We start from the raw sequence: 19423 nt of genomic DNA, 5'->3' as shown, positions 1-19423 counted from the left end.
TCGGGCGCACCGGGGCCGTCGGCCGGTGCGCCGGCCGTCTCCGGTGCCGCCCACCATGTACTGTGTCTCGGAGCACAGCGACTCCGGTGCGGACGTCGGCACCGCAGCGCGCTCGCCGTCCGGTTCCGCCACGGAACGCGCATCGGACGCGACGACGAGGACACGCATTGCGCACAGAGAACGACCCCGGCTTCGGGGCGCACGCCGCCCGCACGGACGACGACGGCGGGTCGCCGGCCAAATGGCGGATCGTGGGCCCGGGACTGGTCGTCGCGGCCACCGGCGTGGGCGCCGCGGACATGGTCGCCACCCTGGTGGCCGGGTCCCGCTACGGCTACGGGCTGCTGTGGGCCGTGGTCCTCGGCGTGGTCCTGAAAATCATCCTGGTGGAGGGCGCCGGGCGCTTCACGCTCGCCACGGGCCGCACCATCTTCGAGGGCTGGCGCTCGCTGGGCCGGTGGACCACGTGGTACTTCGGGCCGTACATCATGATCTGGGGCTTCGTCTACGGCGCCACCGCGATGTCCTCCGCCGCCCTTCCGCTGGCCGCTGTCTTCCCCGTCCTGCCCCTGTGGGCCTGGGCGATCGTCATGGGCCTGCTCGGGTTCGTCATGGTGTGGTTCGGCAGGTACGCCACCTTCGAGAAGATCACCGCCGCGCTGGTCGGCCTGATGTTCGTCACCGTGGTGGGGCTGGCGGTCATCGCCACCCCCAACGTCCCCGAGATGATCGGGGGCCTCGTGCCGGTCATCCCGGAGGGCGGGGTGCTCTACACCCTGGCTCTCGCCGGTGGGGTCGGCGGCACCATCACGCTGGCCGCCTACGGCTACTGGCTGCGGGAGAAGGGCTGGTACACGCCCAAGTGGATGCGCGTCATGCGGATCGACAACTCCGTGGCCTACGTGGTCACGGGCATCTTCGTCATCGCCATGCTGATCGTCGGCGCCGAGGTGGTCCGATCCGCCGGCGTGGCGCTCAGCTCCGGGGACGAGGGCCTGCTGGACCTCTACGCCGTGCTCCGCGCGGAGTACGGCGACGTGGTCGGCACCGGCTTCCTCGTCGGCTTCTGGGCCGCCTCCTTCTCCTCGATCATCGGCGTGTGGAACGGCGTGTCCCTGATGTTCGCCGACTTCTGGGGCAACATCCGCGGCAAGGAGTCCGGCCACCCCGACACCCGGGTCGGCGGCAAGTACTTCCGCTTCTACGTGCTCTGGCTGACGTTCCCGCCCATGCTCCTCTTCGCCCTGGGCCAGCCCATCGGCCTGATCCTCGCCTACGGCGTCCTGGGCTCGCTGTTCATGCCCTTCCTGGCGCTCACCCTGCTGGGCCTGCTCAACGGCCGCCGGATCCCCAAGGAGTGGGCCAACAGGTGGCACACCAACACCGCGCTGGGGATCACCGCCCTGCTCTTCGGCATCCTGGGCGCCCAGCAGCTGGTGAAGGCCGTCGCACCGCTCCTCGGCGGCTGACGGCCCCACCGAGTCAGGGGATGACGCGCTCGGCCCGGTAGCGGTCGAACAGGCGGGTGAAGCAGTCCTGGGTGCGGCGGTACACCGTGAACCCGGCCGGCCGGCTCTTGGACATGTCCGCGACGACCTCGATCGGCCGGCCCAGGTCCGCGTCCGTGTGCCACCACGAGGCCACCCGCGCGAGGTCGGGCTCGACCAGCCCGTGCTGCTCGGCGATCCGCGCCCAGAGGTCCTCGGTGCCGCGCATCTGCTCCTCGAGGGGCCGCGGGGCGTCCCGGAAGCCCTCCCACTCCAGCCCGAACCACGCCGCGAGCGCCGGCGGGTGCGGCCTGCCGGGCAGGTGGGCGCGTCAGCCGGTGAGCGCCCGGGCGCGCGCCTCGGACGGGGAGACGCCGTAGGCGGCCTTGTACACGCGGGAGAAGTGGGCGGCGTCGGGAAACCCCCAGCGGGCGGCGATCCGCCCGACGGGCACCCCGACGCTCACGGGGTCCTCGAGGGCCCGCCGGCACCGCTCCAGCCGGCGGGTGCGGACCCACGCGGAGACGGTGGTGCCCTCCTCGTGGAAGAGCTGGTGGAGCCGCCGGACCGAGATGAAGTGGGCGCGGGCGATGGTCGTGGGATCGAGGTCCGGGCGGGAGAGGTTCGCCTCGACCCAGTCGTGCACCGTGGCGCGCAGCCGGTCCGCCTCGTGGGCCGAGGCCGCCACCTGGTCGTCGAGCTCGAGGTTGAACGAGGTGGTGAGCAGGTCCAAGGCCGAGTTGCCCAGGCGCTGCCCGTTCATGCCGGTCAGGGCGTCCATCCGCTCGGCCATCGAGGCGAGGAAGCTCGAGACCATCCCGTGCACGGCGGTCTCCGACCCGAGCCGGGCCGCCCGCAGCTGCCCGGCCGCCGCCGGGGGCAGGTCGAGCACGCCGTGCGGGAACATGAGCACCAGCAGCCGGGCGTCCTCGGTGAACTCGAGCCGGTAGGGGGCGGAGGTGTCGTAGAGCGCCAGGTCACCCGGCGCCAGCACGCTGCGGCGGCCCGCCTGCTCCACGGAGCAGCGGCCCTCCAGCTGCAGGTTCACCTTGAAGCACCCCTCGCCGTCGGCCGTGCCGGGCACGCGCTCGACGGCGTGGGGGCCGACCCGCATGTGGGTGACGTGCAGGTTCCCGGCGTCCCGCGCCACGAGGCTCGCACGGAAGGTCCGCCGGGCCGTGGTGGTGCACCGCAGCGGCACGAAGGACTGCGAGGCGAGCCGAGTCCAGTCCTGGATCGTCTCGGCCAGCACGGGCTCCGCCGGCGCGGAGCGCGGCGGAAGCGGTGTCGAGGCCATGCGGGAGTCCCCCTCTCCGGAACGGCGGCGGGCCGCACCGGGCCGGCCCGCCGTGACTGCAATCACAACGGTGGTCCCATCCTAGACCGGGCGGCAGACCGGCCGCCGTTCGGAACGGCGCAGCCACACGACCGCCAGGACGGCCACGGCCAGCTCGACGCCGACCACGAGCAGCACTCCGGCCCCGTGGGCGGCGCCTCCTGCGGCGGCCGGCACCGTCCCGGCGGACGGGGTGCCGTGCTGGGCATGACCACCGACGCCGCTCATCAGCGGCAGCAGCAGGACGTGGCCGAGCGCCATGGCCAGGGCCGTCCCCAGAGCCATCCGCACCGTGCCGGCCGCCGGGTGCACGGCCGCCGGACGGACGAGGGCGACCAGGCAGGGGAGGCACAGCACCGCCATGAGACCCATGAGCACGGACCACCCGCGCCCGTGGGTGCCGCCGAGGGCCATCTGTGCGTGCAGGACCACGGAGACACCGGTCCCCAGGGCGAGCGCGCCCCGGAGGGGGTCGCCCAGCAGGCGCGGCGTCCGGGCCGGCACCGCGACCGCGGCCCCCGCCGCGCTCACCCGTGCTCCGCGCTGCGCTCGGGCTCCACCGTCTGCTCGAGCTGCACCGTCTGCCCGGGCTCCGCGTCCTCCTGCGGGCCGGTCCCCGACCGGCCGTCCCCGACGGCGCGGCCGGAGCCCACCCCGGCGAACACCGCGGGGCGACGGCGCCTGAGGTACTCGCCCCAGACCAGTCCGAGGACTCCGGTGGCGAGGATGATCGCGGGCATGACGACCGCCAGCAGGCTGGGGCCCTCCGCACCGATGAGGACGTCGAAGTTCACGAGGATGAGCACGAAGACCGTGCCCAGGCCCAGGCCCGAGACGGCGGGGGCGATCCAGCGCACCCAGGCGGAGTGCCCGCCGGGGTCCCGCCGGAAGTGCCCGATGACGGCCAGGGAGGTGAGGGCCAGGAGGAAGATCAGCCCGAAGGCCCCGGCGTTCGTGAGCCAGGTGAACAGCGTCAGCACCGGGAACAGGGGGCCCAGCTCCGAGTTCAGCCCGGCGACGGCGAACACGGCCACGAGCACCACGGCCAGTCCGCTCTGCGCGAGCGAACCGGCCACCGGGGCGTGGTTGCGCCGCCCCACGGCCCCCAGCCGGCGGGGCAGCACGGACTCGCGGCCCAGGGAGAAGAAGTAGCGGGCCACGGCGTTGTGGAAGGCGATCAGCGCGGCGAGCAGGCTGGTGATGAACAGGACCTGGGCGATGTCCGTCAGCAGCACCCCGCCGTGCTCTCCCAGGAACACGAAGACCAGGTCCGGGCCGAGCTCCTGGGAGGCGGCCACGATCTGACCGGGTCCGACCCCCATGGCCAGGGCCCAGGCGGACACGGCATAGAACACCGAGATGATCAGCACCGCGATGAACGTGGCCCTCGGCACGGAACGGGCAGGGTCCTTGACCTCCTCGCTGTAGATCGCGCCGGACTCGAAGCCCATGAACGCCGCGATCCCGAAGGCCAGCAACGCCCCGATGCCCGGAGCGAGGAACTCGGAGGGCGTCAGCGGCTGCGCGCTGATCCCCTCGGGGGCCACCGTGAGGGAGACGACGTCGACGACGATCACCACCAGGAACTCCAGGGCCACCAGGACGGCGATCACCTTCGCGGAGAGGTCCACCCTGCTGACCCCGAGCACACCGACCAGCACGAGCCCGGCCAGGGCGGCCGCCCACCAGGGCAGGGTCAGGCCCAGCCGGGCCTCCAGGAAGGAGGACAGGGCGAAGCCGAAGAGCCCGTAGAGCCCGATCTGCATGGCGTTGTACCTGACCAGCGCCAGCCAGGACGCGCCGATGCCCTGACGCCGGCCCAGGCCGTCGGCGATGTAGGCGTAGAAGGCGCCGGCGTTGGTGATCCGGGCGGACATCGCCCCGTACCCCACCGCGAACACGGCCAGCAGCACCCCCAGCAGGACATAGGCCAGGGGCACCCCCGTCAGGCCGGCGACGGCGTAGGTCGTCGGAACACCACCGGCGAGCACGGTCAGCGGGGCCGAGGCGGCGATGATGAGGAAGACCAGGGCGGGGACGGTGAGCGTCCGACGGTCCAGGCCCCCGTGCTCGCTGAGGTGGCCCTGTGCTGGTGCCCCGCCGGAGGCGTGCAGGTTTCCGGACGATGTGGTGCTGGTGCTCATGGTTCAGCCCTCGCAGTGGCAGTCGTGGGACGGGTGGTCGCCGGTGCCGGTGACGGCATGGGCGCTTTCCGTGGCAGGGACCGGATCGGCGTGGCCGACCTCGGTGCCGCAGCAGCGTCCGCCGGCGGTGGACCAGTCGGGCAGGTCCAGGGCCGGGTTGCGGTCGAGGAAGCCGTAGGGCTTGAACCAGAAGCCGTAGTAGTCCACCGGCATGACCGGCCAGTCCTCGGTGCGCGGGATGTGGGTGGGGCCGAAGGTGTGCCACAGCACCACGTCGGTGTTCTCCAGAGGCCGGTCCTGGGCGACCCAGTCGGCGATGCCGCCCCCGGCGTGCTGGTTGGGGAAGTCCCCGGCCGGGAACCTCTCCTCGGCGTCGAAGGCGGTGACCCACAGGTGGTGGGTGGCGAACGCCGCGCGCCGGCGCGCCGAGGAGCCCTCGGCGGCCAGCAGCCGCGGACCGGGCATGGGGATCAGGTGGTAGGCGGTGGGCTCTCCCACGTGGTTGCGGCGGTTCGGGTTGGTGACGAACCACTTCCGCCCGGTCTCGGTGTTCGCGTCCCGGATCCCCTCGGACTCCCGGGTCACATCGGTGCGCGACCACGTGAAGGCGTTGCCGTAGGGGTTGTCCTCCCCCATCGGCAGGGCCACGAGGTTCTCCTCCTGCACGGTGTTCCCCGTGCCGTCGACGGCGACGTCCAGACGGGCGCAGAAGAGGTGCTGGTGCACCGGGGCCTGCACGCCCGGGGCGACCTCGGCGGCGTGCCGGTTGGGCCGGCCGGGCTCGCACGCCCCGGCGAAGACGATGCCGGTGGCCTTGGCCTCCACCTGGATCGAGCCGTCGAGGTAGAAGTACCAGAAGAAGCCGTACTCGTAGTTGCCGATCGTGGCGAAGTAGCTGATCACCAGCCGGCGGGAGCGGCGCACCTGCGGGGCCTCCCCCGGTTCGGTGTGCTTCCACAGGATCCCGTAGTCCTCCTCGTGCATGCACACGGCGTGCGGGATCTCCATCGGGTGGCCCTCGTCGTCGGCCACGAACGCGTCGAAGTACCGGATCACCCCCAGGCAGTCGCAGCCCAGCTTCAGGGAGTTGGCGTTCTTGCCCAGCAGGTACTCCCCGGCGTCGAAGTAGCTGATCCAGAAGCGGGTGTTCGTGGTGTCGCCGTAGGGAACCACCATCTCCGGCACGGAACCGCGGTGGAGCACCGAGCGGTCCTCGGGCTCCTCGCCGGTGTCGTCGCGGAACGTGACCTGGTTGAGCACCAGTCCTTCCTGGGCGTTGAAGCCGATGCGGAGCTTCCAGTTCTCCCACGTGACGTGGGAGCCCTCCACCTGGAAGGACGGGCCCTCCGGCTGGACGATGTCCAGCGGCTTGAGCGAGGTGCGGGCCGGGCCCACGTGCTCGGGGGTGTAGTTGGCGTCGGCCATGGGCACCGGCACGTCGCCCTCGTCCTCCAACCGGACGACCTCCCCGGCCGTGAGGTCCACGTGCGCGATCAGGCCCTCCACCGGGTGCCCCCACGGGTTGTCCCCCTCGAAGCGGCGGTGGAAGGTCAGCGAGCGGATCACCCGCTTGCCCGTCTCGTCCTCCCGCGGGAAGAAGCCCGGAGCCAGGGGGGCCACGAACGTGTGGGTCGTGTCCTCGATGCCGCGGCGGGCCATGGCCTCCTGCCAGCGCGGATCCGCCTTCACGATCTCCGCCGCCCGGTCGTACTCCTCGAACAGGTACTGCGCCTGCCCGTAGGGGTGCTCCCCCGTGGGCAGGGTCTCCACCGAGCGGACCTGCCCGGCCGTCACGGACACGACCGCCCGGCGGGTGCGGCCGGTGCCCGTGTCCAGGAGGGTGACGTCCACCGAGCGGTCGAAGTCGTCCGCGCCCTCCCGGTGGCCGAGCACCACGGACTTGGGCGGCTCCACGGGCAGCACCCGCGGGAACCGGGTGTCCGGCCCCAGCAGGCCGGCGGACTCGAGGATGCTGCGGGCGGCACTGATCTCCGCCGGGGTGAGCATGTCGAGCGGGTGGGTGACCCCGAGCGCGGACGGCGGGGTGGCGAGCGTGGTCTCCTGCATGGCGGATCTCCTCGGGTGGTCCGGAGGCGGGCGCGGCGGGCCCTGCGGATCGGTGCGGGCCGGAACCCGTTGACGATCAGTGTGGGGCAGGTCACGGCGGCGCGGACCGGATCCGGCACCGGGGTGCACCCGCTGGCAACCGGCCTGCGCTGTGGGTCAAGACCGGCCCCCGCACGCCCGGTCGCATAGCGTGGACCGCGGAAGGGACCAGCGACGGGAACGGGACAGGCGGGCGACGTGACGAGATCCGAGGACGAGGAGCGGGCCCCGGGGACGGGCTCCACCGGCGCGGCCGCGCGGGAGGCGGAGCAGCTGGGCCTGGCCGAGGGGCTCGCCCGGCGGCTCGACCGGCCGATGGGCATCCTGGGGGTGCTCTTCCTGTTCGTGGTGCTCGGCCAGCTGCTCGCGGAGGACCCCGGCCTGCTGGCCTTCCTCAACGTGGTCGGGTGGGTGTTCTGGGCGGTCTTCGTGAGCGAGTTCCTGCTGCGCGCCTACGTCGCCCGGTTCTCGGCGGCGTTCTGGAAGCGCAACTGGTGGCAGGTGCTCTTCCTCCTGCTCCCCTTCCTGCGCTTCTTCCGGGCGCTGCAGGCGGCCCGGCTGATCCGGCTCACCCGCCTGACCCGGGCCGGCAGCGTGCTCTCGGCCGGGGTCCGCGGCTCCCGCTCCGCCGGGCGGCTGCTGTCCAGCAGGATCGGCTGGCTCGCGGCGCTGACCGGCGTCGTCGTCCTGGTCTCGAGCCAGCTGCTCTACGTCCTGGGCGCCTACCCGGATTACGGGCCGGCGCTCTCCGACGCCGCGATGTCCACGATCACGGGGCGGGAGCTCGGGGCGCAGGGCGGCTTCCCCCGGGTCCTGGAGGTCGTGCTGGCGGTGTACTCGGTGGGCGTCTTCGCGACCCTGGCCGGCTCCGTGGGGGCCTACTTCCTGCGGGACGGGAACGCCCCCCGGCAGGCCGCGGCCTATCCCCGGGACGAGCCCGGCGGGTAGGATCGGTCCCGACCGAACAGATCAGCAGGCTGACGGTCCCGTCGACGGCGGCGACCCCGGCCCTGAGAAGGAGGATCGATGAAGGCTCTGACATGGCAGGGAAAGCGCTCGGTGAGCGTGGAGGAGGTTCCGGACCCGAGGATCCAGGAGCCCACGGACGCGATCGTGCGGATCACCTCGTCGGGCATCTGCGGCTCGGACCTGCACCTGTACGAGGTGCTGGGCCCGTTCATGGACAAGGGCGACGTGGTCGGCCACGAGCCCATGGGCATCGTGGAGGAGGTCGGCTCCGCGGTCACGGACCTCAAGCCCGGTGACCGCGTGGTGATCCCGTTCAACATCTCCTGCGGGCACTGCTTCATGTGCCGGCACGGCCTGCAGTCCCAGTGCGAGACCACCCAGGTCCGCGAGTACAACAGCGGGTGCGCCATCTACGGCTACTCCCGCATGTACGGGTCCGTGCCCGGCGGTCAGGCGGAGTACCTGCGGGTGCCGCACGCCGACTACGGGCCCATCAAGGTCCCGGACACCGGTGAGGACGAGCGCTACCTGTACCTCTCCGACGTGGTGCCCACCGCGTGGCAGGCCGTGCAGTACGCCGCGCCCCCGGAGGGCGGCTCCCTGGCCGTGCTCGGGCTGGGCCCGATCGGCCAGATGTCGGCGCGGATCGGCCGGCACCTGGGCTACCGCGTGATCGCGGTGGACCCCGTCGCGGAGCGCCGCGCCATGGCCGAGCGCCACGGGGTGGAGACGCTGGACTCGCACTCGGGGGTGGCCGACGAGCTGCGCGAGAGCACGGACGGCCGCGGACCCGACGCCGTGGTGGACGCGGTCGGCATGGAGGCCCACGGCTCGCCCGTGGCGGGCCTGGCGCAGCAGGCCGTGGGGCTGCTGCCGGACCCGCTGGCCCGCAAGGCCATGGAGACCGCCGGCAGCGACCGGCTCAACGCCGTCTACACCGCGATCGACGCGGTCCGCCGCGGCGGCACGATCTCGCTCAGCGGCGTGTACGGCGGCTCGAAGAGCCCGCTGCCCCTGCTGACGATGTTCGACAAGCAGCTCCAGTTCCGCATGGGGCAGTGCAACGTGAAGCGGTGGATCGACGACCTGCTCCCGCTGGTGGACGACCCCTCGGACCCGCTGGGCGTCCTGGACCTGAAGACCCACACGGCCTCCCTGGACGAGGCGCCGGAGATGTACGAGAAGTTCCAGAAGAAGCAGGACGGGTGCATCAAGGTGGTGCTCAAGCCGTAGCGCCCCGCGCGCCGTCCCGGTGAGCCCCGGTCCTCGTTCCGAGGGCCGGGGCTCGCTGCGTGCCCGGGCGGTGTCGTGCCCTGCGCCCGGCCGGTCCTGCCCGGCCGGTCCTGCCCGGCCGGTCCTGCTCAGCCGACCGTGATGCGCACCCGGGCCGGCAGCAGCGCGTCGAGATCCCCGTCCAGGGCGAGGGCCGGGGTGGAGGAGCCGAGCGCGGCGTCCGGGACGCCGTGCACCGCCATCCGCAGGGCCAGCTCCGTGGTCAGCCAGGGGGTGGTCCCGTAGCCGGGGTTGCCCTGCGCCTCCAGCACCGCGGGGAAGGTGCTGCCCTGGTGGGTGGTGAAGACGCCACGGGTCGTCCAGGACCAGCCGGTGAGGACGTCCCCCGTCGGGCCGGTGCCCGCCTGCGGCAGCCGCGCCGCCAGGACGCCGGCGAGACGGGCGCGCACCGGGTGCGGCAGGCGGCCGGCGAGCCCGGCCAGGAACTGGACGGCGGCGACCGCCGTGGCCGCGGCGAACCGCCCGGCGCCCGGGAGTCCTCCCGATCGGCCCAGGTCCGCGGCCTCCCGGAACGCGAGGGGGTGCGCGGCGGCCCCCGGCACGGGGCTGAGGGCCTGGGTGCGGTGGACCACCGGCGGGTTGATCGCCGCGAGGGGGCTCATGGGGGCCAGCACCCGGCCGCCGGCGGTCCGGGCGCGCAGGCGCAGCGGGCTGGTGCGGCGCACCGCACCGGGGTCGGCGGCGGTGCCGGTGCCGGGCGCCGGCGCGGGAAGGCGTGCGGCCACGTCCCCCATCCGGGCGGGGTCGGGGTCCCGCAGGACCTCGACGAGGCTCTGCAGGGTCCCGCCCGAGACCGACTCCGAGAACCCTGTCCCCGGTGGGGTGCGCACGGAGGTCACGAGGTCCGCGGTGCGCAGGGTCTCGCCGTGGGCGGCGGCGTGCCGGCGGGCGGCGTCCACGAGCACGTCGGCGGGCAGGGCCTCGAAGCCGGCCGTGTGCACGAGAGCCACCCCGGCGGCCCGCGCGGGCGCGTCCAGGTCACGGTCGGTGCGGTGGGCCAGCTGCGACTCCCCGGTCAGGTCCAGGTAGTGGGCGCCCTCCGCGACGCACGCGGCCAGCACCGGCGGGGCCAGCCGGGTGTAGGGGCCGGCCAGGTTGACCAGGACGTCGTTGCGCCGCACGAACGCGCGCAGGGATCCGGGGTCCGTCACGTCGGCGGGCACGATCTCGGGAACGGGGATCCCGCGCTCGGCGCACAGGGCGCGCACGCGCTCGGGGTCCCGGGCGCCGACGACGACGCCGACCCCCGCCTCGGCCGCCCGCGCCACGAGGTGGGCCAGCGCCACGCGCCCGGTGATGCCGGTGGCCCCGAGCAGGCCCACGACGGGCCGGGGGTTCTGGGTGGAGTCCATCCGGTCACTCTAGGGGACCCTCCGGGGCGGACCTCTTCCGAAGCCGGCTCCCAGGTCCGTCTCCTACCCTGGTGGGCAAGGATCCGCGCCCTTCGAGAAAGGTCCTCCCGTGAGCACCTCCCCCGTCCGCGCACCCGCCGGACCCGCCCGGCCGACCGCCGCGGACCGCACCCGCCAGGTCGTGGTCACGGTCAGCGAGATCGCGTGCGTGCTGGGCACCCTGGTGGGGATCGGCCTGTTCGGCACCCGGGTCGAGGAGTCCTCCGGGGGCAGCCTCGCCGCGGACGCCACCCTGCTCGCCCCGGCGGGCACCGCGTTCTCCATCTGGTCGGTGATCTACCTGGGCCTGTTCGCGTACACCGTCTGGCAGTGGCTGCCCTCGCGCGCCGCGGACCCGCGCGCCCGCGCCACCGGCTGGCTCGCGGCGGTCTCCATGCTCCTCAACGCCGGCTGGCTGCTGGTCACCCAGCAGGGGTGGATCTGGGTCAGCGTCGGCGTCATCGTCGTCCTGGCCCTCGTCCTGGGCCTGCTGGTGCAGCGCCTGGCCGAGCTGCCGGACCCGGGCACCCGGCTGGACCAGCTCGTGGTGGACGGCACCTTCGGGCTGTACCTGGGCTGGGTCGCCGTCGCGACGGCGGCCAACGTCGCGGCCGCCCTCGTCGCCTCGGGCGTGCGCCAGGAGGGGCCGGGCGCCGAGTGGATCGGCGTGGCCGTGGTGCTCGTGCTGGCCGCGGTGCTGGCGTGGATCCAGCACCGGGTCGGCGGGCGCTGGGCCGTGGCCGCCGCCTCGGCGTGGGGCCTGTCCTGGATCGCGGTCGGCCGGGCCCTGGACGAGCCCCAGTCGCTGACCCTGGCCTACGGCGCGGTCCTCGCCGCCGTGCTGGTGGTGCTCGCCACGGCGTTCGCGCGCGGCCGCGCCCCGGCACCCGGGGCGGCCCCGCACGCGGCGCGGCGCACGGATCAGGGTGCGCCGGCGGTGACCGCGCGGCGCTAGGAGGGCACCCGCACGAGGCTGGAGCGGCACCCGCACGCGGCCAGGACGCGGACCGCCCAGGGTCAGGACGCGGACCGCTCCTGGAGGTCCTCCCCGGCCCGCGCCCGCACCACGGCGTCCACGGCGCGGATGAAGCCCAGGTGGCTGAACGCCTGCGGGAAGTTCCCGGCCAGCCGCCCGGTGTCGGGGTCGAACTCCTCGGCGTAGAGGCCCAGGTCGTTGGCGTAGCCGGCCAGCTGCTCCAGCAGCGCCCCGGCGTCGTCCACCCTCCCGCTGCGCGCGTACTGCTCCACGAGCCAGAACGTGCAGATCAGGAACGGGTACTCCCCGCCCTCCAGCCCGTCCAGCCCGGAGGCCGTCCGGTACCGGTGCACCAGCCCGTGCTCGCCGCGCAGGTCCGCCTCGATCCGGGCCACGGTGCCGAGCATCCGCGGGTCGTCGTAGGCCACGAACCCGGTGTGCGGCAGCTGGAGCAGCGAGGCGTCGACCTCGGTGCTGCCGTAGGTCTGGGTGAAGGTATTCAGCTCCGCGTCGAAGCCGCGCTCCATGATCTCGGTGCACAGCTGCTCCCGCAGCTCGCGCCACCGCTGCACCGGCCCGCCGAGCCCGTGCTCCTCCACCGCACGGATGCCCTGGTCGAAGGCGGCCCACATCATGGCCCGGCCGTGCACGAAGAAGGCCGGGTCCCCGCGCATCTCCCAGATGCCGTGACCGGGGCGCTCGAAGTTGCGCTCGCAGAAGCGCAGCAGGTTCTTCTGCAGCTCCCACGAGGACGTGTCCTCCTCGATCCCGGCGTCGCGCAGGGCGGCCAGCGCCAGCATGACCTCGCCCACGACGTCGGCCTGGTACTGGCCCACGGCCCCGTTGCCGATCCGCACCGGGGCCGAGTCCTCGTACCCGGCGAGATGGCCCAGCTCGTTCTCGGCCAGCCGCCGCTCCCCCGCCAGCCCGTACATGATCTGCACCTGGTCGGGGTCCCCGGCCACGGCCCGCAGCAGCCAGTTGCGCCAGTGCAGCGCGCCGTCGGTGAAGTCGTGGGCGACGAGCACCTCGATGGTCAGGGCCGCGTCGCGCAGCCAGGTGTAGCGGTAGTCCCAGTTGCGCACTCCCCCGAACTCCTCCGGCAGGGAGGTGGTGGGGGCGGCCACGATCCCGCCGGTGCCCCGGTGGGTGAGCGCCCGCAGCACGAGCAGGGAGCGCAGCACGGCCTGCTCGTGGCGCTTGTGCGTGCTCACGTGCGAGGACCACTCGGTCCAGAACGTGACGGCCTGGTCCAGGGCCCGGGCGGGGTCCACCGCCCGGGGCAGCGGGTGGTGGGACTCGTACCAGGTCAGCGCCCAGTCCAGGGACTCCCCGGCGGAGAGCGCGAAGCGCCCGGCCAGCCGGTCGGAGACCCCTCCCGCGTCGTCGTCGGGCCGGCCGGGCTCCTCCGGTGCCGCATCCTGCGGCGGCTCGGCCGGCGCGGCCCCGTGGGCGTGCAGCATGGGCCCGGTCAGCAGCAGGGCGTCGGGGCCGGCGATCGAGAGCAGCCCGCACGTGCCGTCCGCGTCCACCTCGACCCGTCGGGTCCAGGGCAGGGCGCGGTTGTAGTCGAAGCGGATCCGCAGGTCGTGCTCCACCTCCACCGTCCCGGCGGTGCACTCGACCCGGCGCACCAGGTCGGCGTGGTCGGGGTGGCCCTCCGACCCACCCGGGGGCAGGAAGTCGGTGACCACGGCGGTGCCGGTGGGGGTGCGCCACGTGGTCTCGAGCACGAAGGTGCGGGGCAGGTAGCGGCGGGAGACGACCTCGCCGCCGACGGCGGAGAGCTTCCACCGCCCGTCCTCGGGGCCGCCGAGCAGGGCGGCGAAGACCGACGGGGAGTCGAACCGGGGGAAGCACAGCCAGTCGATGCTGCCCTCGCGGGACACCAGCGGACCGGTGTGCAGATCGGAGAGGAGGGCGTAGTCCTCCAGGGGCGTGGACGGGGGCCGCGGGGGTTCGTCGCTCATGGGCCCATTCAACCAGCCGGTGCGCTCCGGCCCCCCGAAACGGCCAGGTCGTGGGCGAGCACGGCGAGCTCGAGCAGCAGCCGGCCCCGCGGCTCCTGCGGGCTGCACCCGGTCAGCTCCACGAGCCGGCGGCTGCGGTAGATCACGGTGTTGCGGTGGCAGAACAGCTCCTCGGCCGCGGACGTCGGCGAGCCGCTGTGCCGCAGGAGCGCGCGCAGGGTGTCCAGCAGCGTGGTGCGCTGGTGGGCCGGCAGGGCGAGCACCGGGGCCAGGACCTGCTCGACGATCATCGAGCCCACCTCCGGGCTCGTCTCGAGCAGCAGCTCCGGCAGGCGGGCCGAGGCCCACACGAGCCGCCGCGCCCCCACCGGCAGGGTCGCGGCGGCCCGGGCGGCCAGCCGGAAGGCGGCCGCGGTGTCCGCCATGCCCTGCCGGGCGAGGGCCACCCCCACCCGGCCCTCGACGGCCGGGCGCAGCAGGTCGCTCAGCCACGCCTCGTCGGCGCCCTGCATGGCGACCACCCCGTAGAGGGCGCCGTCGCGCACGCCCCAGCGGGAGGTCCCGCCCATCCGCTCCACCCGGTCCTCGGGGTGGTGCAGGGGCTCGCTGTGCGGGTCCTCCACGACCGCGACGACGCAGGCGACCGGGGCGTCAGCGCGGATCCCGAGGATCTGCTCGGCCTGGCCGGCGAACTCCGGGTCGGCGGCGCGGCCCTCGAGCAGGCCCGCCAGGTAGTTCTCCTGCCGGCGCAGGTCCCGCAGCTCCTGCCGGGCGGTCTCGCGCCGGTAGGCCTCGCTCATGACCTCGCTCTGCACCCCCAGGTCGTGCCACAGCCGGCGGCCGGCGGTGACGAGCTCCTCGGCGGTGATCTCGGCCCGGCCGTCCCGCACCCGGTCGGTCATCGCCTCCCAGAGCAGCAGGTTGCCGGTGGTGTAGGCGGACAGCACCGCCTCCAGCGGAACACCCTGGCGGGCCCGCTCGATGCCCGTGTCCCGCCACACGTCGACCGCGCGGGCCGTGCCGCCGTCGTCGTCCGCGCGCCCGGCGAGGATGCGCAGGCCCCGGCCGACGTGCTCGCGGGTGCTCCGGCGCAGCAGCGCCTGCAGCTCCGGGGTGGACCAGCCGCCGCCGGCCGGGCCCTTCCCGAGCAGCACCGCGGTGATCCCGTCGGCGATCCGGTCGGCGTCCGCCAGCATCCCGGTCCAGGCCCGGCGGAGCCGGTCCTGCCCGCCGGGCCGCGCCGGCTCCTGCGCCGTGTCCTGCGCCTCGCTGTGCTCCATTCCTCCACGATCGCACGCGGTGCACAGTCCGGACCGCAGAACGGCCGCTGCTGCACAAGGATCTTCGTGCACCGCGCCCATGTACCCGCTGTGACGCGGCGCACAGGATGGTGGCGAGCGCCGATGCCCGCCCGAGCCCAGGAGCACCCCATGACCCAGACCGCGACCGCACCCAGGACCTCCGTGCTGGAGGACCACGACATCTACCGGCTCGACGCCCGCCTCACCGCCGAGGAGCGCGCGATCCGCGACAGGGTGCGCGCCTTCGTCGACGCGGAGGTCCGCCCCGTCATCAACGACTACTGGGAGCGCGCGGAGTTCCCCTTCGAGCTCGTCCCGAAGCTCGCCGAGCTCGGCGTGGCGGGCACGGTCATCGAGGGCCACGGCTGCCCGGGGATGAGCCGGATGGCCGGGGCCCAGGTGTCCCTGGAGCTGGCCCGCGGGGACGGCTCGATCAACACGTTCTTCGGCGTGCACTCCGGCCTGGCCATGGGCTCGATCAACACCCTCGGCTCGGAGGAGCAGAAGCAGCGGTGGCTGCCGGCCATGGCCCGCCTCGAGCGGATCGGCGCGTTCGCGCTCACCGAGCCGGAGCACGGCTCGGACTCCGTGGCCCTCGAGACCAGCGCCCGCCGCGAGGGCGACACCTGGGTGCTCGACGGGGCGAAGCGCTGGATCGGCAACGCCTCCTACGCCCACGTCGTGGTCATCTACGCCCGGGACGTCGAGGACGGCCAGGTCAAGGCCTTCGTGCTCGAACGCGAACCGGACGCGGAGTTCCCCGCCGGGTTCCGCCCCACCGTGATCACCGGCAAGATCGGCAAGCGCGCGATCCTGCAGCCGGACATCGTCATCGAGGACCTGCGCGTTCCCGAGGCGAACCGTCTGCAGCGCTGCGACTCCTTCAAGGACGTCAACAAGGTCCTCAACGCCACCCGCGGCGGGGTGGCCTGGGAGGCCCTCGGCCACGCGATCGCCGCCTACGAGATCGCCGTCCGCTACGCCGGCGAGCGCAAGCAGTTCGGCCGGTCGATCGGCAGCTACCAGCTCGTGCAGAACAACCTGGCCAACATGCTCGCCGAGACCACGGCGATCAAGCTGATCTGCTTCCGGCTCGTCGAGCTCCAGGACGAGGGCGCCCTCACCGGCCCCATGGCCTCCCTGGCCAAGCTCACGGCGGCCAAGAAGGCCCGCTGGGTCGTCTCCACCGCCCGCGACGTCCTGGGCGGCAACGGGCTCCTGCTCGAGAACGACGTCGCCCGCCACCTCACCGACATGGAGGTGGTCTACACCTACGAGGGCACCGACTCCATGCAGTCCCTCATCGTCGGCCGCGCGATCACCGGCGTCTCGGCCTTCGCCTGAGCGCCGCCGCCCCCCCCTCATCCCACCGGAAGGAACCCCGTGCCCGAAGCAGTCATCGTCTCCGCCGTCCGCTCCCCCATCGGGCGCGCCCGCAAGGGCTCCCTGCGCGAGATGCGCGCCGACGACATGGCGGCCCAGATGGTCCGCGCCGCCCTCGCCGAGGTGCCCGAGCTCGACCCCTCGGAGATCGACGACCTGATCCTGGGCTGCGGCGTCCCCGAGGGCGAGTCCGGACAGAACCTCGGCCGTCTCGTGGCCGTCCGCGCCGGGCTCGACGAGGTCCCGGGGACCACGATCACCCGTTTCTGCTCGTCCAGCCTGCAGACCACCCGCATGGCCATGCACGCGATCCGGGCCGGTGAGGGCAGCGTGTTCCTCTCGGCCGGGGTGGAGGCCACGAGCCGCCTCGGCCGGGGCCGCTCCGACGAGGACACCCGCAACCCGTGGTTCCGGCAGGCGTGGGAGCGCTCGGACCGGCGCGCCGCGGGCGGCGCCGGGACGTGGCAGGACCCCCGGGACGACGGCGAGGTGCCGGACATCTACATCGCCATGGGCCAGACCGCGGAGAACGTCGCCCAGCTGCGCGGCGTGTCCCGGGAGGCGCAGGACGCCTACGCGGTGCGCTCGCAGCACCGCGCGGAGCAGGCCCGGGACAGCGGCTTCTGGGACCGGGAGATCGCCCCCCTCACCCTGCCGGACGGCACGCTCGTGACGCGCGACGACAGCCCCCGCGCCGGCACCACGCTCGAGGCGGTCGCCCAGCTGAGCCCGGTGTTCCGGCCCGACGGGACGGTCACCGCCGGCAACGCGTGCCCCATGAACGACGGCGCCGCGGCGCTGGTGATCATGAGCGACACCCGGGCCAAGGAGCTGGGGCTCACCCCGCTCGCCCGGATCGTCTCGACGGGGCTGTCCGCCCTCTCGCCCGAGATCATGGGCCTGGGCCCGGTCGAGGCGTCCCGGCAGGCGCTGGCCCGGGCGGGGATGAGCATCGACGACGTGGACCTCGTGGAGCTCAACGAGGCCTTCGCGGCCCAGGTGCTGCCCTCCGCCGAGGACCTCGGCATTCCCGAGGACAAGCTCAACGTCAACGGCGGGGCCATCGCGCTCGGCCACCCGTGGGGCATGACCGGCGCCCGGATCACCACCACGCTGCTGAACGGCCTGCGCCAGCACGACCGGCAGATCGGCCTGGAGACGATGTGCGTGGGCGGCGGCCAGGGCATGGCGATGATCGTGGAGCGGCTCTCGTGAGCGGGACGGCCGGCTGCCGGCGCTTCGAGGACCGGGTCGCCGTGGTCACCGGCGCGAGCCGGGGCATCGGCCTCGGCATCGTCGAGCGTCTCGTGGCCGAGGGCGCCCGGTTCTGCCTGACCGCCCGGAAGCCCGAGGAGCTGGCCCTCGAGCTGGCCCCGCAGGTGCGGGTCAACGCGGTGGCGCCGGCGATCGTGCGCACCCGGTTCGCGGCGGCGCTGCTGGCCGGGGGCGAGGAGCAGGTCGCCGCGGGCTATCCCCTCGGCCGGATCGGCACCCCCGAGGACGTCGCCGCCGCCACCGCCTTCCTGCTCTCCGAGGACGCGTCCTGGATCACCGGGCGCACCCTCGTGCTCGACGGCGGACCGGGCCTCAACGGCCCGCTCTGAGCGCCCACACCGCGCCGATCGACCACCGCGGTCGTCCGGCCGGACCACCCCGCCGGACCACCATGCCGGACCCACCCGCCGGACTCAACCGACGGACCCACCCGACCGGCACGTCCGGCCGACTCCAGGAGGACCCATGACCACGCACCAGCGCACCGCCGTCGTCACCGGCGCGGCCCGCGGCATCGGCGCCGCGCTCGCACAGCGGCTCGCCGCCGACGGGATGGCCGTCGCCGCCGTCGACCTCTCCGCCGAGGCGTGCTCCGACGTCGTCGAGGCCATCACCTCGGCCGGGGGCACGGCCCGGGCCTACGCCGCGGACGTCGCCGACGAGGCGTCCGTCGCCGGGCTCGTCGAGGCCGTGGCCGCCGAGCTCGGCCCGCCCACCGTGCTCGTCAACAACGCCGGCGTGCTGCGGGACAACCTGCTGTTCCGGATGAGCGCCGACGACTGGGACACGGTGATGAACGTGCACCTGCGCGGGCACTTCCTCATGTCCCGCGCCGTGCAGGCGCACATGACGGAGCAGGGCTGGGGGCGGATCGTCAACATCTCCTCGACCTCGGCCCTGGGCAACCGCGGGCAGGCCAACTACGCGGCCGCCAAGGCCGGCATCCAGGGCTTCACGAAGACCCTCGCGATCGAGCTCGGGAAGTTCGGCGTCACCGTCAACGCGATCGCCCCGGGGCTGATCGAGACCGCGATGACGCGGACCACCGCGGAGCGGATGGGCGTGCCCTACGAGCAGTTCGTCGAGAAGGCCGCCCAGCAGATCCCGGTGGCCCGGACGGGCACCCCCGAGGACATCGCCGCGGCGGCGTCCTTCTTCGCCCGCGAGGACGCGTCCTTCGTCTCCGGGCAGGTGCTCTACGTCGCCGGCGGGCCCCGCGCCTGACGACCGGCCCCCGGCCGCAGCGGCACCGACCACCGCGGCACCGGTCGCAGGCCGTGCCACCGGCAGACCGTCCAGACGACACACTGTCCAGACAGCAGGAGAGAGCAGATGCAGACCTACACCGGGATCGACGAGTACGCCGCGGCGCTCGGCACGCACCTGGGCCACAGCCCGTGGCGGACCGTCACGCAGGAGCAGGTGGACCTCTTCGCCGACGCCACCGACGACCACCAGTGGATCCACACCGACCCGGAGCGGGCCCGGTCCGGGCCCTTCGGCGGGCCGATCGCGCACGGATACCTCACCCTCTCGCTGGTGCCGGCGTTCCTGCGCGAGATCTACCGGGTGGAGGGCCTGTCCATGGTGGTCAACTACGGCTCCGACACGGTCCGATTCCCCCGCCCGGTGCCCGTGGGCTGCCGGGTCCGCGCGGGCGCGGAGCTGATCGGCCTCGAGCGCGGCCCCCAGGGAGCGCGGGCCACCGTGCGGGTCACGGTCGAGGTCGAGGACTCCGACCGGCCCGCCTGCGTGGCGGAGATCGTCTCGCTGCTGCGCCCGTGACCGATCC

16 protein-coding genes and 1 pseudogene are annotated in these 19423 nt (G+C 73.9%); 9 read left to right on the top strand and 8 right to left on the bottom strand.

Annotated features, from left to right (window positions below; translation table 11 throughout):
- The first annotated feature begins 167 nt into the window (after nucleotides 1-167).
- A complete protein-coding gene (locus tag PU704_RS12440; RefSeq protein WP_047802316.1) occupies nucleotides 168-1469 on the top strand; it encodes an Nramp family divalent metal transporter in 1302 nt (433 codons plus the stop codon).
- A 13-nt stretch (nucleotides 1470-1482) separates the two neighbouring features.
- Here the strand turns inward: PU704_RS12440 and PU704_RS12435 are convergent.
- From PU704_RS12435 to PU704_RS12415, 5 genes and pseudogenes are all read right to left on the bottom strand, one after another.
- Nucleotides 1483-1788 (bottom strand): annotated as a pseudogene (locus PU704_RS12435) (NAD-dependent dehydratase); the annotation flags it as partial.
- Nucleotides 1789-1818: 30 nt separating this feature from the next.
- Entirely contained in the window at nucleotides 1819-2784 is a 966-nt protein-coding gene (locus tag PU704_RS12430; RefSeq protein WP_277551566.1) for an AraC-like ligand-binding domain-containing protein, read from the bottom strand.
- Nucleotides 2785-2865: 81 nt separating this feature from the next.
- The gene (locus tag PU704_RS12425) at nucleotides 2866-3354 is read right to left on the bottom strand and encodes a hypothetical protein (RefSeq protein ID WP_047802319.1); all 489 of its coding nucleotides are present in this window, start codon (nucleotides 3352-3354) and stop codon (nucleotides 2866-2868) included.
- Nucleotides 3351-4967 carry an APC family permease gene (locus PU704_RS12420; protein WP_277551565.1) on the bottom strand — a complete coding sequence of 539 codons (1617 nt, stop codon included), beginning with the start codon at nucleotides 4965-4967 and terminating at the stop codon, nucleotides 3351-3353. Before PU704_RS12420 ends, PU704_RS12425 begins: the two co-directional genes overlap by 4 nt.
- 3 nt (nucleotides 4968-4970) lie before the next feature.
- Nucleotides 4971-7034, bottom strand: coding sequence for a primary-amine oxidase (locus PU704_RS12415; protein ID WP_277551563.1), 2064 nt, complete (start codon nucleotides 7032-7034; stop codon nucleotides 4971-4973).
- Nucleotides 7035-7271: 237 nt separating this feature from the next.
- Between PU704_RS12415 and PU704_RS12410 the strand changes: the two genes are divergently transcribed.
- Entirely contained in the window at nucleotides 7272-8021 is a 750-nt protein-coding gene (locus tag PU704_RS12410) for a hypothetical protein (protein ID WP_277551561.1), read from the top strand.
- Nucleotides 8022-8099: 78 nt separating this feature from the next.
- The gene (locus PU704_RS12405; RefSeq protein WP_075871837.1) at nucleotides 8100-9275 is read left to right on the top strand and encodes a zinc-dependent alcohol dehydrogenase; all 1176 of its coding nucleotides are present in this window, start codon (nucleotides 8100-8102) and stop codon (nucleotides 9273-9275) included.
- A 128-nt stretch (nucleotides 9276-9403) separates the two neighbouring features.
- Here the strand turns inward: PU704_RS12405 and PU704_RS12400 are convergent, their stop codons facing one another.
- On the bottom strand, nucleotides 9404-10687 hold the full coding sequence (locus tag PU704_RS12400; protein WP_277551560.1) for a saccharopine dehydrogenase NADP-binding domain-containing protein: 1284 nt from the start codon (nucleotides 10685-10687) through the stop codon (nucleotides 9404-9406).
- A gap of 109 nt (nucleotides 10688-10796) precedes the next feature.
- Between PU704_RS12400 and PU704_RS12395 the strand changes: the two genes are divergently transcribed.
- Nucleotides 10797-11681, top strand: coding sequence for a tryptophan-rich sensory protein (locus tag PU704_RS12395; protein ID WP_277551559.1), 885 nt, complete (start codon nucleotides 10797-10799; stop codon nucleotides 11679-11681).
- A gap of 62 nt (nucleotides 11682-11743) precedes the next feature.
- Here the strand turns inward: PU704_RS12395 and PU704_RS12390 are convergent, their stop codons facing one another.
- The gene (locus tag PU704_RS12390) at nucleotides 11744-13672 is read right to left on the bottom strand and encodes a glycoside hydrolase family 15 protein (RefSeq protein WP_277551558.1); all 1929 of its coding nucleotides are present in this window, start codon (nucleotides 13670-13672) and stop codon (nucleotides 11744-11746) included.
- A gap of 8 nt (nucleotides 13673-13680) precedes the next feature.
- Entirely contained in the window at nucleotides 13681-14952 is a 1272-nt protein-coding gene (locus PU704_RS12385) for a PucR family transcriptional regulator (RefSeq protein WP_083665031.1), read from the bottom strand.
- Nucleotides 14953-15102: 150 nt separating this feature from the next.
- On the opposite strand from PU704_RS12385, the gene PU704_RS12380 reads away from it, so the two are divergent.
- The 5 genes from PU704_RS12380 to PU704_RS12360 all read left to right on the top strand — a co-directional run bounded on the left by PU704_RS12380 (nucleotide 15103) and on the right by PU704_RS12360 (nucleotide 19416).
- A complete protein-coding gene (locus PU704_RS12380) occupies nucleotides 15103-16317 on the top strand; it encodes an acyl-CoA dehydrogenase family protein (RefSeq protein ID WP_047802325.1) in 1215 nt (404 codons plus the stop codon).
- A 39-nt stretch (nucleotides 16318-16356) separates the two neighbouring features.
- Entirely contained in the window at nucleotides 16357-17571 is a 1215-nt protein-coding gene (locus PU704_RS12375; RefSeq protein WP_277551557.1) for an acetyl-CoA C-acetyltransferase, read from the top strand.
- Nucleotides 17568-17960 (top strand): SDR family oxidoreductase, encoded by a 393-nt coding sequence (locus PU704_RS12370; RefSeq protein WP_277551556.1) that lies wholly within the window; start codon nucleotides 17568-17570, stop codon nucleotides 17958-17960. The genes PU704_RS12375 and PU704_RS12370 overlap by 4 nt, the downstream gene beginning before the upstream one ends.
- A 136-nt stretch (nucleotides 17961-18096) precedes the next feature.
- Nucleotides 18097-18855 carry a 3-oxoacyl-ACP reductase FabG gene (gene fabG, locus PU704_RS12365; RefSeq protein ID WP_047802327.1) on the top strand — a complete coding sequence of 253 codons (759 nt, stop codon included), beginning with the start codon at nucleotides 18097-18099 and terminating at the stop codon, nucleotides 18853-18855.
- Nucleotides 18856-18963: 108 nt separating this feature from the next.
- The gene (locus tag PU704_RS12360; RefSeq protein WP_047802328.1) at nucleotides 18964-19416 is read left to right on the top strand and encodes a MaoC family dehydratase; all 453 of its coding nucleotides are present in this window, start codon (nucleotides 18964-18966) and stop codon (nucleotides 19414-19416) included.
- The last annotated feature ends 7 nt before the right edge of the window (nucleotides 19417-19423 follow it).

The organism is Kocuria oceani (assembly GCF_029524215.1).
GTDB classification, from domain to species: domain Bacteria; phylum Actinomycetota; class Actinomycetes; order Actinomycetales; family Micrococcaceae; genus Kocuria; species Kocuria oceani.
Note: the sequence above shows the minus strand (reverse complement) of the source record. Positions and strands in the feature narration are given on the sequence as shown.